At 59.0% G+C, this 15,253-nt stretch carries 13 protein-coding genes; 12 read left to right on the plus strand and 1 reads right to left on the minus strand.

The window, feature by feature from the left end; genetic code table 11:
• Position 1: 1 nt before the first annotated feature.
• The gene (gene pyk, locus N1030_RS17080; RefSeq protein WP_265826774.1) at positions 2-1,414 is read right to left on the minus strand and encodes a pyruvate kinase; all 1,413 of its coding nucleotides are present in this window, start codon (positions 1,412-1,414) and stop codon (positions 2-4) included.
• Between the two features lie 166 nt (positions 1,415-1,580).
• Here pyk and mraZ point away from each other — a divergent pair, with 166 nt between their 5' ends.
• Genes mraZ through murB form a run of 12 tightly spaced genes read left to right on the plus strand, consistent with a single transcriptional unit; the run spans position 1,581 to position 15,151 of the window.
• Positions 1,581-2,033, plus strand: coding sequence for a division/cell wall cluster transcriptional repressor MraZ (gene mraZ, locus N1030_RS17085; RefSeq protein WP_265826775.1), 453 nt, complete (start codon positions 1,581-1,583; stop codon positions 2,031-2,033).
• 30 nt (positions 2,034-2,063) lie between these two features.
• Positions 2,064-3,041, plus strand: a complete 978-nt coding sequence (gene rsmH / locus N1030_RS17090) for a 16S rRNA (cytosine(1402)-N(4))-methyltransferase RsmH (RefSeq protein ID WP_265826777.1) — start codon at positions 2,064-2,066, stop codon at positions 3,039-3,041.
• Positions 3,042-3,052: 11 nt separating this feature from the next.
• Positions 3,053-3,337 (plus strand): hypothetical protein, encoded by a 285-nt coding sequence (locus tag N1030_RS17095; protein ID WP_265826778.1) that lies wholly within the window; start codon positions 3,053-3,055, stop codon positions 3,335-3,337.
• 21 nt (positions 3,338-3,358) lie between these two features.
• On the plus strand, positions 3,359-5,371 hold the full coding sequence (locus N1030_RS17100; RefSeq protein ID WP_265826779.1) for a penicillin-binding transpeptidase domain-containing protein: 2,013 nt from the start codon (positions 3,359-3,361) through the stop codon (positions 5,369-5,371).
• A gap of 1 nt (position 5,372) precedes the next feature.
• Entirely contained in the window at positions 5,373-6,821 is a 1,449-nt protein-coding gene (locus tag N1030_RS17105) for a UDP-N-acetylmuramoyl-L-alanyl-D-glutamate--2,6-diaminopimelate ligase (RefSeq protein WP_265826780.1), read from the plus strand.
• A complete protein-coding gene (locus N1030_RS17110) occupies positions 6,818-8,251 on the plus strand; it encodes a UDP-N-acetylmuramoyl-tripeptide--D-alanyl-D-alanine ligase (protein ID WP_265826782.1) in 1,434 nt (477 codons plus the stop codon). The genes N1030_RS17105 and N1030_RS17110 overlap by 4 nt, the downstream gene beginning before the upstream one ends.
• A complete protein-coding gene (gene mraY, locus N1030_RS17115) occupies positions 8,241-9,317 on the plus strand; it encodes a phospho-N-acetylmuramoyl-pentapeptide-transferase (RefSeq protein ID WP_265826783.1) in 1,077 nt (358 codons plus the stop codon). The genes N1030_RS17110 and mraY overlap by 11 nt, the downstream gene beginning before the upstream one ends.
• Before the next feature lie 16 nt (positions 9,318-9,333).
• Complete coding sequence (gene murD, locus N1030_RS17120; protein WP_420842846.1) at positions 9,334-10,626, plus strand: UDP-N-acetylmuramoyl-L-alanine--D-glutamate ligase; 1,293 nt, start codon at positions 9,334-9,336, stop codon at positions 10,624-10,626.
• A 5-nt stretch (positions 10,627-10,631) separates the two neighbouring features.
• Complete coding sequence (gene ftsW, locus N1030_RS17125; RefSeq protein ID WP_265826785.1) at positions 10,632-11,744, plus strand: putative lipid II flippase FtsW; 1,113 nt, start codon at positions 10,632-10,634, stop codon at positions 11,742-11,744.
• Between the two features lie 3 nt (positions 11,745-11,747).
• Positions 11,748-12,875, plus strand: coding sequence for an undecaprenyldiphospho-muramoylpentapeptide beta-N-acetylglucosaminyltransferase (gene murG, locus N1030_RS17130; RefSeq protein WP_265826786.1), 1,128 nt, complete (start codon positions 11,748-11,750; stop codon positions 12,873-12,875).
• 7 nt (positions 12,876-12,882) lie between these two features.
• A complete protein-coding gene (murC, locus tag N1030_RS17135; protein WP_420842847.1) occupies positions 12,883-14,244 on the plus strand; it encodes a UDP-N-acetylmuramate--L-alanine ligase in 1,362 nt (453 codons plus the stop codon).
• Between the two features lie 4 nt (positions 14,245-14,248).
• Complete coding sequence (gene murB / locus N1030_RS17140; RefSeq protein WP_265826788.1) at positions 14,249-15,151, plus strand: UDP-N-acetylmuramate dehydrogenase; 903 nt, start codon at positions 14,249-14,251, stop codon at positions 15,149-15,151.
• Positions 15,152-15,253 lie beyond the last annotated feature (102 nt).

Below are 15,253 nucleotides of genomic sequence, written 5' to 3' on the forward strand. Positions count from 1 at the left end.
GTTATTTATGGTAGATTTTTACCAGGTTTGTACCTCTGGCCTTGGCACCGGGTTTGGGCTGGCCTGCGGTGATGACGACATTGGCACCTGCGGGCAGGAGCGGGCATGTTTCAATGAAATGTTCGGCTCGTTCCAGATGGCCCGGAAGCGCGGTGTCAACGGGTTCGGGCTTTACGCCCCACGAGAAGTTCAGGCCGCGCAGGGCCTCGGGGTCCGGGGTGAGGCCGTAGATGATCTGCCGTGGTCTGCGGGCGGAAAGCAGGCGTGCCGCTGAACCTGACATGGAGTGGGCCACGATGGCATCGGCCTGCGTTTTTTCTGCCAGGAGGCTGGCGGAGTAAGCCAGAAAATCCGGGGTTCCCTTCTCGTCGTCGGGGGGGTGTATGCGCTTTGCCTCAAAGTGGATTTCTTCCGCCTGCTTGGCGATTTCCACCATGAAACTCACCGTTTCCACGGGGTATTTACCCATGGCGGTTTCTTCGGAAAGCATTACGCAGTCTGCACCGTCAAGCACCGCGTTGGCGACGTCCGTGGTTTCCGCACGGGTGGGGACGGGGTTGTTGACCATGGAAAGCAGCATCTGCGTGGCTACGATGACCGGTTTGGCGGCCTTGTTGCACGCACGGATGATGCGCTTCTGCATGGCGGGCAGCATGGGCAGGGGGCATTCCACGCCAAGGTCGCCTCGTGCCACCATGACCACGTCGGTCACTTCCAGGATGTCTTCCAGCCTGTCCACGGCGTTCTGCCGTTCCAGCTTGGCAACAACGGGAATGTTCTTTCCCGCTTCCTTGATGATGGCCTTGGCGGTGAGAATATCCTCGGGGGTCTGGACGTAGGAGAGGGCGCAGGCGTCCACGCCGAGGGCGAGGCCGTCGCGCAGGTCCTTCTTGTCCTTATCCGTCATGGCGGGCAGATTCACCGGCTTGCCGGGAAGGGCAAGGCCTTTGCGTGAGGTGAGAATGCCGCTGTTCTGGCATTCCATCTCGAATGCGCCGAGGGGAAGTTTTTCCGTGATCACGAACTGGAGAACGCCGTCGCTCAGTACTACCTTGTCGCCCACTTCCAGCGTTTCCATGATGGGCGGGTTGTCAAAGGGGATGAACGGCAGCTCGCGCACCATCTCAGAACCGGAAGGCCCCAGCACCACTCTGTCGCGCTGGTCCAGAGTGAGGGTGCCCTGCCGGATTTCCCCGATACGTATCTTGGGGCCGGAAAGGTCCTGCAAAAGGGTTAGGGGGACACCGTGCTCCTTCTCCAGTGCGCGAAGGAGCGCGATAAGATCCGTGAACATGGAGGCATCACCGTGAGAGAAGTTCAGGCGGAAGATGCGCACCCCAGTCTGGATCAGTCTGGTCAGGGTTTCCGGCGAATTGGACGCCGGACCGATGGTGGCGATAATTTTTGTTCTCATACCTGAAACTCTTGGTGAATTGTCAATTTCTGTCAAGTGTATTTGTCTTGACAGTATTTCATAATCTACAAAAATTCTAGACAAAAAAGGGTGGTGAGCATGAGACTTGTAACTATATAAAAGAAAAAGTGGTAAAGTGTGGTAAAAAGTGGTAGGAGCATGAGGTATGTTGTTCAGAGGAAGATCACACCGCAGCCTCGACCCCAAGGGGAGGCTCATGTTGACCCCGGAAATACGGGACATTCTGCTTTCGCGCTCGCATGAGGGAAAGCTGGTGCTCACTACGTATGACCGGTGTGTGGTCGGTTATCCTCTGCCGGACTGGGAAGAGTTCGAGCAGAAGTTCCAGAAGCTGAAGACCCCTTCGCTCAAGGTTCGGAACTTCCGTCGCCTGGTTATCGGCGGTGCAGAGGAGATGGCTCTGGACAAGCAGGGACGCATCCGCATTTCCGCGGATCACATGGCTTATGCCGGGCTGGACAAGGATGTTGTCATTGTCGGGCAGGGCAGCAAGTTCGAAATCTGGGACAAGGCGCGGTTCGAGGCGCTCATGTCCGAAGACAGCTTTGATGACGTGGCCGATGAATTGGCCGAAAGCGGGATCGATTTCCCGATTTAGTCTGTCATACTTACAAGGAAGGGGAAGCCTGTGACACAAGGCGAGGAATCAAATCGCTCCGGGGCAGAATGGAGTGATCATGTTCCCGTGCTGCTGAGCGAGGTGCTGGAGTATCTGGCACCCAAGCCGGGCGGCTATTATCTGGATGGTACTCTGGGGCTTGGCGGCCACAGCGAGGCCATCATGGAGGCTGCGCAAGGCAAGGCGCAACTGGTCGGTCTTGATCGCGATGTTGCCACGCTTGAGCGTGCCCGCAAGCGCCTTGCCCGCTTTGGCGACAACGTGCACCTCTTCCATTCCAAGTACAGCGACTACGAAGAAGTTCTGGATGAGCTCGGTTGGGACTTGCTTGACGGGGCGCTCCTTGATATCGGCGTTTCCTCCATGCAGCTGGATCAGGCGGAGCGCGGTTTCAGCTTCCATGCAGATGGTCCGCTGGATATGCGTATGGACCCGGATAGCGACACGCCGCCTGCAAGCCATATTGTGAACAAGGGCAGTGCAGAGACGTTGCGCATGATTATCGGTAAGTACGGTGAAGACCCCATGGGCGGCCGTATCACCAACGCCATTCTTGAAGCACGCGCCAAGGCTCCCATCGAAACGACGTTGCAGCTCGCAAAGATCGTTGAGATGGCCTATCCCGCCAAGTGGCGTGCGCAGGCCCGCAATCATCCGGCTACCCGTACCTTCCAGGCGTTGCGCATGGCGGTAAACGGTGAGCTTGATGAGCTTGAATCTTTTCTGGGAACGATTATACCACGCCTCCGCCCCGGCGGCAGGGTGGCCATCATTTCCTTCCATTCCCTTGAAGACAGGATGGTCAAGCATGCCTTTGCCGCAGAGGCGAAGGGCTGCATCTGTCCGCGGCAGATCCCTGTATGCGTGTGCCATCACACCGCGCAGGTGCGTATTCTGACCAAGAAGCCCGTCATGGCAGGCGAGGAAGAGCTGGCGCGCAACCGTCGCTCCTCCAGCGCAAAGCTGCGCGCGGCGGAAAAACTGTAGTGGAGGCCGTCGTGAACAACAGCATGAGCGGCTGGATTCTGGGGACCATACTTGCGGCGGTTACGAGCCTGGTGCTCGGGCTGACGCTCGTCTGGCTCAACATCGAGCGAATGGACATCGCCTACGGGCTGCAGAAGCTGCAGGTCGAGCTTGATAACAGCGCCGCTCATGGCGCCAAGCTGGAGCTTGAGCGGGATAACCTGCTCGCCCCCTATAGGCTGCGCCGCAAGGCGGAAGAATTGGGAATGCGTCCGGCAATGCCCGGACAGATTCGCAGACTGGAAGATCTGCAGTAGTTTTCCGGTGAGGAGCAAGGCGTGGTTTTTGGCAAGAAGGCAAAGAATCCCCGCACAAAGGCGGTAAAGAGGCCTGCCCAGCAGCGCGTCAGCGGACGCGACTGGGGACGCTTCCGCCTTGGTGTTGTGGGCGCCTTCTTTTGCGTCGTTTGGTTCGCCCTGTGGTGCCGCGCCTTTTATGTGCAGATTTATCGCGGGCCGGAGTTTGCCGCCAAGGCCACCCGCCAGCATCTGGCGCCGGAGCTGGTGACGGGGCGTCGCGGTTCCATTCTGGATCGCAACGGACAGGTGCTGGCCCGCAGCGTGGCAAGCAAGTCCGTGTTTGTGCGTCCGGTGGAGATTGCCAATCCTGCCGAGGCGGCGAGACTGCTGGCATCCGCACTTGATATGCCGCTTTCAACGGTCCGGTCCAAGATACAGGAGCGTCGCCGTTTTACATGGATAGCCCGCAAGATAAGTGACCGGGCCGCCGTGACCATCAAGGAGGCCCGCATGTCGGGCATCTATCTGTCCACGGATTACAGCCGCGCCTATCCGAACAGGCAACTTGCCGGCAGGTTGCTCGGTTTTGTGGGGATGGATGATCAGGGGCTGGAAGGGATTGAGCTCACGCAGGATGAGCAGCTCATGGGGCAGGACTCAAAATACGTTGTCCAACGTGACGCCGCCGGACGGAGGTTGTACCTCAACGGGCCGGAACGGGACCCGTCGATAGACGGACTGGATGTCCGGCTCACATTGGATGCACAGATACAATTTTTTGCAGAGGAGGCACTTGCGGAAGCGGTGACCTCCTTTGAGGCGTCATGGGGTGGGGCGCTCATGGTGGATGTGGAGAGCGGAGACATTCTGGCCTGGGCGGAATATCCCCCGTTCAACCCCAACGCCTACAACCGGTATTCACCGAGCCAGTGGCGCAACCGCATTGCTGCGGACGCACTGGAGATGGGCTCCACGATCAAGCCGTTCCTTGTGGCCTCGGCCCTCGAGGAAGGCAAGATTACGCCGGACAGCCTGTACTACTGCGAGAATGGCAGGTGGCAGTTGCACAACGTGCGCATCAAGGACACGCACAAGAACGAGTGGCTGCCTGTGGAAAAGATTCTCCGCTATTCGAGCAACATCGGTTCCGCCAAGATCGGCCTCGATCTTGGGGCGGCTACCTACTACAGCTACCTTACCCGTCTTGGCTTCGGTGAAAAAACCGGCATGCCTGTGCGGGGTGAAGCGTACGGAATTTTGAGGCCGGCAAAACGCTGGCAGGAAGTGGATCTTGCCAATGCGGCGTTCGGACAAGGGTTTTCTGCCACCATGCTGCAACTGGCGCAGGCCTATGTCTGCCTCGCCAACGGCGGTGTGCGCAAGCCGCTGAGGGTGCTTGCAGACAGCCCGGCGCACGGAAGCTCTGAGCGGGTGTTCTCCGAGAAGACCGCTTCCACGGTGCTTTCCATGTTGCGGGGCGTGGTCGAGGAAGATGGTACGGGCAGGGCTGCACGCATTCCGGGTATCAGTGTCGGCGGCAAGACCGGTACGGCGCAGAAGGCCAGCCCCCAGGGCGGGTATGGCGACAAGTATACCGGTTCGTTTGTGGGTCTGATTCCTGCGGAATCCCCCCGCTATGTGCTGATGGTCGTGGTGGATGAGCCTGTGAAGAACCATTACGGCAGCGTTATTGCCGCTCCTGCGTTCCGGCAGATAGCCATGCGGTCCATGGCCTACATGGGCACCCTGCCGGATACCGGCGAGGGCACTGCCTTTGCGGGAGTGGAAGAGCCGGTTGTCAACAAGGTGGTTCCGGGTGTTTCGGAAATCCGCCGCGATGTTTCCAGAACCGCCCTTGCAGACGATTCCACTGTGCCGGATGTGCGCGGCAAGTCGTTGCGCTGGGCGGTTGAAGCGTTTGCCCGCAAGGGCATTATCCCCACCCTGCAGGGTGAAGGGTTGTTCGTGAAAAAACAGAGCCCCCAGCCGGGAACTCCCTGGTCCAAGAATGGCTCGCAAAAATACATACTTTGGCTTTCGGAGCGCTCTTAGCATGACACAGGTTATTACGTTGGAACAGCTGGCGGATCAGGTTCGCACCGGATTGATCACCCTGCATACGGATTCTCGCAAGGTCATGCCCGGTGATGTATTCATTGCCGTTCCCGGCGCATCCATGGATGGCGGCGACTTTATCGGCGACGCCCTCGACAAGGGCGCGGCATATGTCGTTTGCCGCGAACGCAGCATGCCCGAAGACGGAGCGGACGCCCGTTTCGTGATTCATGAAGACCCGCAGGCCGCTCTTGGCATTCTGGCGGGCATCAAGTTCAGCACGGAAGAACTGGTGTTCCCCGTGGTGGGGGTGACCGGCACCAACGGCAAGACCACGGTGACCTACATGCTGGAACATCTCTTCAATGCAGCCGGCCGCAGGGCGGGCGTTATCGGCACCGTCAGCTACCGCTGGCCCGGCACCGAGCTTGAAGCCAAGATGACCACCCCGGACTGCCTCAAGGTGCACGCGTTGCTGGCGCGCATGGCCGCAGCTGAGGTTGACGGCGTGTTCATGGAGGTCTCTTCCCACGCACTGGACCAGAACCGCACGGCGGGCGTGGAATACTCCGGCGCCATCCTGACCAACCTGACGCAGGACCATCTTGATTACCATGGCGACATGGAAACCTATTTTCAGGCCAAACGCCTTCTCTTCACCTCGGTTCCCAAGGCGGGCAAGGCCTGCGTTGTGAACGTGGACGACCCCTACGGCCGTCGCCTGCTGCCTGAACTGCCCAACGGCATCGGTTTCACGCTGCACGATGTGACCATTGAGGGCTGCCGTATTCTGAAGGGTGAGGTTCTCTCCTGTACCGTGGATGGTCTGCACCTGCGCATGACTCTTGATGGCGAAAGCTGGGAACTCGTTTCTCCCATGGTCGGCTATCACAACGCTTCCAACCTGCTGGGCGTGCAGGGCATGGGCCGCATGCTCGGCCTCTCCGCAGAGGATATGCGCGGGCTGGAAGGCTTCAACGGCGTCCCCGGTCGCCTTGAGCGCATTCCCAACAGCAAGGGCGTGCATGCCTTTGTGGACTATGCCCACACTCCCGATGCGCTGGAGAACGTGCTGACGGCGCTGCGCAAGGTCGGATTCGAGCGGATCATTACCGTGTTCGGTTGTGGCGGCGATCGCGACAGACGCAAGCGTCCGTTGATGGCAGAGGCCGTATGCCACCATTCCGACGTGGCTGTGCTGACCTCTGACAACCCCCGCACCGAAGACCCGCTGGCCATTCTGGAAGACGTGAAGCCGGGGCTTATCGGTTGCGCCCATGTACTTATCGACCCTGATCGCAAGGCGGGCATCGCGCTTGCCGTGGCGGACGCCCGTCCCGGCGATTGCATTCTTGTCGCGGGCAAGGGTCACGAAGACTACCAGATAATCGGTACGGAAAAATTTCCTTTCAGTGACCAGGCCGTTTTGAAGGAGTTGCTCGGGTGAAGCTTACTCTGAATGCCATACAGAATGCCATGGGCGCCATCGGATTCCTTGGCGACGCAGGCAGCCTTGTTCCCACGGGTGTACAGACGGACAGCCGCGTTCTGAAGAAGGGCGAGCTCTTTTTCTGCATCTCGGGCGAGCGGTTCGACGGCCATAACTTTGCCCGCACCGCCGTTGAAAGAGGAGCCTGTGCCGTGGTTGCCGAGCGCCCTCCCTTTTCCATGGACGAAATGTGCTCCATGGAATGTGAAGAAGGCGGCGTGCCGCTGCTCATGGTGCGCAACTCAGTGGAAGCGTTGGGAAAACTGGCTGCCTATCACCGCCAGCAGGCATCTGCCACGGTGGTTGGTGTGACCGGTACGGCTGGCAAGACCACGGTGAAGGAAGTTCTGGCGCAGGTGCTCTCCGTGCGCGGCGAAACCGCCCGCAACCACCTGAACCTGAATAACCAGATCGGTCTGCCCGTATCCATGCTTTCCGCAACCGGCGATGAGTGCTTCTGGGTCATGGAGGCCGGTATCAGCGAGCCGCACGACATGGATGAGCTTGCCAGCGTGCTGCGTCCCGACCTCGGCATCGTGCTGAACGTGGGCAGCGGGCATACGCAGGGGCTGGGCGACAAGGGCGTGGCTTATTACAAGGCACGCATGCTGAACTACATCGCCAAGGGCGGTGTGGGCCTTGTCAGCGGCGACTACCCCGATCTGGTCCGCGAAGCCAAACGAAATTTCCGCGAGGCGCGCTTCTTCAGCGTCAAGGATGCTGAGTGTGCCTACTTTGCAGAATATGTCGGCCCAGATTCGGAAACGAACGGGCGCTACAAGGTGCGTCTGGACGGCAAGGAATTTGAGCTGGTGGCTCCCTTCCGCGGAGCCTTTGCCGCCGAGAACGTCATCGCCGTGGCGGCCGCTGCGGACATTCTCGGTCTCAGGTCCGATGAGATCATCAAGGGATTTGCCGGGGCAAAGCTCCCTGAGAAGCGCTTCTGCTGTCAGCAGCGCGGCAACTGGCTGGTCATTGACGACAGTTACAACGCCAATCCGCTTTCCAGCGCCCGCATGCTGGAAACTGCATCGGAGATGGCAGAGGGCAGAGCGCTCATGCTTGTCATGGGCGAGATGCGTGAACTGGGTGATGAGGCCGTTCCGGCACACGTTCAGCTTGGCAGAAAGATGGCAGAGACCGCTCCCGCCGCAGTGTTCTGGGTGGGCGGCCATGAGGATGAGGTTCGCCGCGGGCTGGCTGAAGCCGGCTGGCAGGGCGAGATGTTCGTTGTTCAAACTCCAGAGGAATTCGTGAACCGTTTCATGGATACGGACCTTCGGGCCGGATTGGTTCTTTTCAAGGGGTCGCGCGGCAACAGGCTGGAGCGGCTGGTGGAAGCTTTCTGCGCGGAACCCTGCAAGTTGGAGGAAAGCGATGCTGTATAACCTGCTGTATCCTCTGAGCGACGACATCACGCTTTTCAACGTCTTCCGGTACATCACCTTCCGTTCCGTGTGGGCGCTGCTTACTGCGTTGCTGCTGTCTATCGTGCTCGGGCCGTACTTCATCAAGTGGCTGCAGCGCATCAAGTGCGGCCAGTACATTCAGGAAGAAGTTTCCTGCCACAGCGGCAAGGCCGGTACCCCCACAATGGGCGGGCTGCTCATCGGCTTTACCATGATTACCAGCTCGCTGCTCTGGTGCGACCTGACCAACACCCGTGTATGGCTCACCCTGTTCGTGTTCACCGGGTTCGGACTGGTCGGCTTTCTCGACGATTTTTCCAAGCTCCGCCGCAAGCGTAACAAGGGGCTTTCCGCAAAGGCCAAGTTCCTCTGGCAACTGCTTATTGCCGCTACGGTCATGTTTGTGCTGGTGCAGGACCCTGCATATTCCACGCAGCTTGCCGTGCCTTTCTTCAAGAACATCGCCCCGGACCTCGGCTGGCTCTACATCCCCTTTGCCATGTGCGTCATGGTCGGCGCTTCCAACGGCGTGAACCTGACAGACGGCATGGACGGACTGGCCATCGGTCCCACCATTATCGCGGGCATCGTCTTTGCGGTGTTCGTTTATGTGGCGGGTCACGCGCAGATGTCTTCCTACCTGCAGGTGGCCTCTGTTCCCGGTGTGGGTGAAGTGACCGTCGTCTGCGGTGCGCTCATCGGCGCGGGCATGGGCTTCCTCTGGTTCAACGCCTATCCGGCACAGGTGTTCATGGGCGACGTGGGCAGCCTGTCCCTCGGCGGCACGCTGGGTTTTCTGGCGGTGCTCTGCAAGCAGGAACTCATCCTGCTCGTGGCGGGCGGCCTTTTCGTGGTGGAAACCCTCTCGGTAATCCTGCAGGTGGGCTATTTCAAGTTCTCCGGCGGCAAGCGAATCTTCCGCATGGCACCCCTGCATCACCATTTTGAATTGAAGGGCATACCGGAGTCCAAGGTCATCATCCGGTTCTGGATAACCTCTGCACTGCTGGGCCTCGTGGCTCTCAGCGTACTCAAGCTCCGCTAGGTCGAATGATATGAAGATCAGCTGTCAGCAGAGCCCCGTAACTCCCGGCATGAAGGCCGTGGTTGTGGGCGTGGGAAGCACCGGCATGGCTGCCGCGGAGTTGCTGCATGCGCTTGGCGCGGATGTGCGCATCGTGGACCGCAGTGCCGAAAAGGTTTCTCCGGCGTTTCGTGAAGTTATCGATCGGTTTGGTTTTGAAACCGCCTTTGGCGACCACAGTGCGGAACAGTTTGCGGGTGCGGAACTTGTCGTTCCCAGCCCCGGCGTTCCCGTGCTCAAGCTGGCCCCGTATCTGCCCGAAACGGCGCGGGTGATGGCGGAAACCGAACTGGCATGGCACTGCGTGCAGCATATTCCCGTGTTGTCCGTGACAGGCACCAACGGCAAGACCACCACCGTGCGTCTGTGCGCGAAGATGCTGGAAGATGCCGGAAAGAAGGTTTTTCTCGGCGGAAACATCGGTACCCCTCTCAGCCGCTTCGTGCTGGAAGGTGGCGAGGCAGACGTGCTGGTGCTGGAGCTTTCCAGCTTCCAGTTGCAGACCTGTTCCGCTCTGCGTCCCAAGGTTGGTGTGCTGACCAATATCACTGTGGACCATCTCGACTACCACAAGGATATGGACGAGTACACGGACGCCAAGATGCGCATGTTTGCCCGTCAGACCTTCGAGGATAAGGCCATCTTCGGTCCCGGTCTTGAAGACCTGCCGTATCGCTACGACGTGAAGGCGGAAATCTGGTTCTTCGATGATTCCGCACGCTTTCCGGAAGCCCTGCTCAAGGGGCGTCACAACCGCCTGAATATGGAAGCGGCCTTTCTGGCCTGTTCCGTTTTCGGCGTGACCGTGGAGAGCGCTACGGCAACGCTGCGGGAGTTCACCGCGGACGAACATACGTTGGAAACCGTTGGGTCCGCCAAGGGCGTGATCTTCGTCAACGATACCAAGGCAACCACCGTGGATGCCGTACGTGCCGCGCTGGAAACTTTTGAAACGCCCATCCTGCTCTTGGCGGGCGGCGTTTACAAGGGCGGAGACCTCACCACTCTGCGTGAGCTGATCGGCACCAAGTGCAAGGCAGTGGGGCTCTACGGCGGCAGCCGCGAAAAGTTTGAACAGGCATGGGGCGGATGCGCACCCATTTCCTACGACAGCACCATGGAAGAAGCCGCAAGAAGGCTCATGGGTGTGGCCGCCGAGGGTGACGTGATGCTGCTTGCACCGGCCACCTCCAGCTTTGACCAGTATGCGAATTACAAAGCGCGCGGAGAGGACTTCCGTCGCATTCAGGCCCTGTTGGCAGGAGAATAGGAATAATGGCTCCCTTGAAGAAGAACGCAATGAACCTGGACTGGGTACTGCTTGCATCAGCGGTGTGCCTGGTCGCGTTCGGCCTGACCATGGTGCTTAGCGCCAGCGGGATCATGGCCGAGAAGTTTCATGCGGATAAGTACTACTTCTTCAAGCGCCAGCTCATGTTCGCAGGCATCGGCGGAATAGGGATGCTGGTTGCGGCTTCCATACCCCGCAAGTTGTTGAATCAGCTGCAGTATCCCGCACTGGGGCTTGCTTTTGTGCTGACGGTTATCACGCTCACGCCTCTCGGAACCACCATAAACGGTTCCAGCCGCTGGATATCGTTCGGCATTTTTGCCGTGCAGCCCATGGAATTCGCCAGAATCGCGCTGGTGTTGTATCTGGCCTACTTTTTCAGCGCCAAGCAGGAGCTGGTGAAAACCTTTTCCAAGGGAGTCATACCGCCCTTCGCCGTTACCGGCCTGCTCTGCCTGTTGCTGCTCAAACAGCCGGATTTCGGCGGTGCTGCCGTGATGGCCATTCTGCTCTTTTTCATGTGTCTCGTCGGCGGTACGCGGCTTATCTACCTTGCCGCATCCGCCATGCTGGCGGGCGGTGCAGGGTGGTTGCTCATCATGCGTTCCGGGTACCGCTCCCGTCGTCTGCTGGCGTTTCTCGATCCCTTCAAGGACGCGCAGGACTCTGGCTATCAGCTTGTGCAGTCGCTGTTCGCCATGGGTTCCGGCGGCATCACGGGGCAGGGCCTCGGTGCCAGCAAGCAGAAGCTTTTCTTCCTGCCCGAGCCGCACAACGACTTCATCATGGCGGTGGTTGGCGAGGAGCTTGGTTTTGTGGGTGTTTCGCTGTTTTTCATCATCATGGGAGTGTTCCTGTGGCGGGCCTTTCGTGTGGCCTACCGGCAGGAAGACCTGCGTGACCGCCTGACGGCGTTCGGGCTGGCGCTCATTCTCATGCTCAGCGCAGTGTTCAATCTTGCCGTGGTCATGGGAGCTGCGCCGCCCAAGGGTGTTGCCATGCCTTTCATGAGCTACGGCGGCAGTAGTCTTGTGGCGACCTTTCTCTGTGTCGGGTTGCTGCTCAATTTTTCAAGAACGTCTGAAGGGACGGCGTAGGATATGAAGCGTTTTGTTCTGACCACCGGCGGTACCGGTGGACACATCTTTCCGGCACTGGCCGTAGCCGAGGAACTCCGCAAGCGTTTCCCTGATGCGGAATTCCTGTTCGTCGGCGGCGAGTACGGTCCGGAGCGCGATATCGTGACGCGGGCCGGAATCGAATTCGTCGGTCTGCCCGTGCGCGGGGTGCTCGGCCGTGGTCTTCGTGCAGTGGGGGCCGTATTCGGTCTTGCCAAAGCTACGGTACGCGCCATGGGCATTATCGGCAGCTTTAATCCTGACGCGGTTATCGGATTCGGCGGATACGCGGCCTTTGCTGCCTGCATGGGGGCAAAGCTGCGTGAGAAGCCCGTGGCTGTGCATGAACAGAACAGCGTTCCCGGTCTTGCCAACAAGCTGCTCGGCAAGGTGGCGGACCGTATCTTTATTTCCATGCCCGATCCGGACGAACATTTTCTCCCCCGCAAGACCGTGCTGACCGGCAATCCCGTCCGTGCCAACATCAGGGCGCTACGTGAATTGCCGGTAAATGAAACCGGTAGCCGCCGTCTGCTGGTCGTTGGGGGCAGCCTTGGCGCCCGGGCCGTGAATACGGCTGTCATGGCGATGCTGCCCACCTTGCGTGAAGCAGGCGTGACCGTGCATCACCAGACAGGGCAGGCCGACCTTGAGCGGGTCCGTGCCGCCTACGAAGAGGCCGGTATGCAGGGTTGCACCGTGGAGGCATTTATCGATGACATGGCGACAGCGTATGCGCAGGCCGACTTGGTGCTCTGCCGCGCCGGAGCCACCACGGTTGCGGAACTGACGGTGGCAGGCAAGCCCGCCGTATTCATTCCTTTTCCTTACGCCACGCATAACCACCAGGTGCACAATGCCCGCTTCCTTGAGCGGCAGGGCGCAGCACTGGTGGTGGAAGAACGGCAGCTTGCGGCAGATTCCGCTGAATCCGTGGATCTTCCCGCACTTGTCACGGCACTTATCTGTGACTCTGGCCGTTTGAAAATGATGGCGCAGGCTTCCCGCAAGCAGGGATGGCCTGAAGCCGCCGCCAACGTGGCGAGCGGTCTGCTCGACATAACGCGCAAGGCGCCTCTGGCGTCTCTGGTGCATGAATACAAGAAGTAGGTGTGTGATGATCAAGATTCGCAAGATTCACATGGTGGGTATCGGTGGTGCAGGCATGAGCGGCATTGCCGAAGTTCTGCTCAACCTCGGTTACGAGGTTGCCGGTTCCGACATTGCCGACGGCCCTGTGGTGCGTCGCCTGAAGAATCTGGGAGCGGAGATCTTCATCGGACACGGAGCGGATAACGTGACGGATGTGCAGGTGCTGGTCCGTTCTTCCGCCGTGAAGGATGACAACCCTGAAGTTATCGCCGCCCGGGAGAAGAAGATTCCGATCATTCCCCGCGCCGAAATGCTTGCCGAATTGATGCGCCTGCGCACCGGCGTTGCGATTGCCGGTACCCACGGCAAGACAACCACCACTTCTTTGACGGCAGCCATTTTTGATGCCGCGCAGACCGACCCCACCGTCATCATTGGCGGGCGGTTGAATGCCTATGGCACCAACGCGCGTCTGGGCGAGGGCGAATTCCTGATCGCAGAGGCGGACGAATCCGACGGTTCGTTCCTCTGTCTGTTGCCCATCATGACCGTGGTGACCAACGTGGACCGTGATCACATGGATTTTTACGCGGACCAGCAGGCCATTGATGATGCCTTCGTGCAGTTCATGAACAGCGTGCCCTTCTATGGCGCGAACATCGTATGCGGCGACGACCCCGGCGTGCGCAGGTTGTTGCCGAAGGTGAAGCGGCCCTGCATTACCTATGGTTTCGGTCCCGATAACGATATTCGTGCCGAAGTGCTTTCCTGCACCGAGATGAGCCACTTCCGTGTCATCGTGCAGGGGCGTGATATGGGGGAAGTGCATCTCTCCCAGCCCGGCCGTCATAACATCCTTAACGCGCTTGGGGCCATCGGCGTCTCGCTCGAGGCCGGCATTTCCGAAGCGGCCTGCATTGAAGGGCTTTCCGGTTTCACCGGCGTAGGCCGCCGCTTTGAGCGCAAGGGCGAGCGCAACGGTGTGCTGGTTGTGGATGACTACGGTCATCATCCGGCCGAGGTGGCCGCAACCATCAATACCGCCAAGCAGTGTTTCCCCAACCGCAGACTTGTGGTCGCCTTTCAGCCCCATCGTTTCAGCCGTACGCAGGCGCTCTTCGGCGAGTTCTGCAAGGCCTTCGAAGGGGTGGACAAGCTGCTGCTTACGGAAATCTATCCGGCATCCGAAGCGCCCATTCCCGGCGTGAGCGGGCAGAGTCTGGCGCAGGGGATTCGTCAGGTGACAAATACCGATGTTCTGTATTGTCAGGATTTTCAGGCCGTAACAGAGGCTCTTCCTGAAGTGTTGCAGCCCGGTGACCTCTTTATCACTCTGGGTGCAGGCAACATCTGGACTGTTGGCCAGAAGTACTTGGACGGAGAATAGCAGTATGTCGCTGGTTATTCTGCAGGGGCCGACCCTCAGGGAACGTACCACGCTCAGGCTTGGTGGAAGCACCATTGCCGAAGTGGTCATTGCCCGTGCGCAGGACTGCGACGAATTGTCGCTTGCGCTGGAGCGCCTTGGCGGCAAGCCGCTGGTGCTGGGGTACGGCAGCAATATATTGGCCAGCGACGGCGAGTTGCCTCTGGTGGTGGTGAATCCTGCTGTGATGGATGCGCCGCAGGTGGTGGGCGAGGGCACCGACGGTGTTCGCGTTCGGGTGGGGGCCGGCTTCAGACTTCCCCGCCTGCTTGGCTGGCTCTGCTCCAACGGGCTTTCCGGATTGGAAGGACTTTCGGGCATTCCCGGAACCGTGGGTGGGGCCGTTGCCATGAATGCCGGTTCTTACGGGTGTGAAACAGGAGCCAGACTGGAAAGTGTAACGATCTTTGACCCTCGCAACGGTGTGCGCACTCTCAAGAGGGACTCGTTGCACTTCGCATACAGGCATTTCTCCGTAGAAGAGACTGATGGTGCCTCTGGCGATACGTCTTTGACTATTGTTCTGGACGCAACATTCTGTCTTGATAGAGGCGTCAGAGACGATATTCATCGGGTAATGCGGGAAAACTACGCCAAGAAGAAAGCAACGCAGCCTGTAACGGCATATAGTGCCGGCTGCGTATTCAAGAATCCTTCGCAACAGGCAAGCGCAGGAAAGCTTTTAGACAGTTGTGGATTTAAGGGAAAAGAATATGGTGGCATGGCATTTTCGAAAATGCATGCTAATTTTTTGATAAATACTGGTAAAGGAACAAGCGAAGAAGCAAAGTATCTTTTATCAATTGCGCAGGAAAAAGTAAAGAAAGAAACAAATTTTTCACTTGAATTAGAAGTAAAAATCATCTGATGGCAAGAGTGGCTGCAATCAAGAAGAAGCGTGCGCCGGTTAGTTTTTCCGGCAACACGTACTCAAGGGCAAGATGCAGGAAACCAAGTAGCAGAAAGTTTC

The organism is Desulfovibrio mangrovi, assembly GCF_026230175.1.
GTDB classification, from domain to species: Bacteria; Desulfobacterota; Desulfovibrionia; order Desulfovibrionales; family Desulfovibrionaceae; genus Halodesulfovibrio; species Halodesulfovibrio mangrovi.